This is a genomic window from Phyllobacterium brassicacearum (assembly GCF_003010955.1).
In the GTDB taxonomy this organism is placed as follows: Bacteria; Pseudomonadota; Alphaproteobacteria; order Rhizobiales; family Rhizobiaceae; genus Phyllobacterium; species Phyllobacterium brassicacearum.
Genome location: NZ_PGGO01000072.1, coordinates 1 through 931 on the forward strand (window position 1 = coordinate 1; position 931 = coordinate 931).

The 931-nt window shown below is 63.9% G+C and carries 1 protein-coding gene; it reads left to right on the forward strand.

Annotation, left to right across the window (positions count from 1 at the left end):
* Window positions 1–110: 110 nt before the first annotated feature.
* Window positions 111–931, forward strand: an 821-nt coding sequence (locus CU102_RS28295) for an adenylate/guanylate cyclase domain-containing protein (protein ID WP_280951934.1), incomplete at its 3' end; no start/stop codon positions are given.

Genomic DNA, 931 nt, shown 5'->3' on the forward strand with positions numbered 1-931 from the left:
TACTAGACTATCTCTCCGGTAGCCATAATTCGAGGCGGTAGGTGGCGAACCCAGCGGGTTTAGGATTATACTTGCCCCGCCGAACTGGTGCGAAACACCCAAACAGAGATATGGACGTGAACGTCGCGGCTTGGTTACGCAGCGTAGGCCTGCCACAGTACGAGCAAGCGTTCCAGGATAACGCCATCGATATCGAGATCCTGCCGCAGCTCACCAATGAGCATCTCAAGGAGCTTGGGCTACCGCTCGGCCATCGTCTGAGGCTGCTCAAGGCCATCGCTGAATTTAGCAACGGCACGGCGGCGCCGACTTCGGGTTCCGGCTCAGCGACGAACGAGCGCTCAACGCTAGATGCAGCACCGACCGGCGAGCGACGTCAGGTCACGGTGATGTTTGCCGACTTGGCCGGCTTCACCGAGCTTGCGGCGGAGCTGGACGCCGAGGATGTGCATGGCATCCTCGGCCGGTTCTTCGAGACGGCCGACGCGATCGTTACCGATCACGGCGGCACCGTCGATAAGCATATCGGCGACTGCGTCATGGCAGTGTTCGGCGCTCCGGTCGCCCACACGAATGACCCGGAGCGCGCGGTGCGCGCCGCGCTCGCGATCCAGGCTGCCCTGCCGGGGCTCAGCGCCGAAGTTGGGCGCGGCATAGGCCTTCACGTCGGTGTCGCGAGCGGCGAGGTGGTGGCCGCCGACACCGGCAGCGCCGCACATCGCGATTATACCGTCACGGGAGAATCGGTGAATCTGGCGGCCCGTCTGGTGGACCGGGCTGAAACCGGCGAGGTGCTCGTCTCGGAGGCCGTCCAGCGGGCTATCGGCGAACGCTTCGATACCAGTACGGCAGGCGAGATCTCTCTTCAGGGTTTCTCTCGCCCTCTCCGCGTATGGCGCATTTCGGGCGCCGTAGCCGAACCCCAATCGGC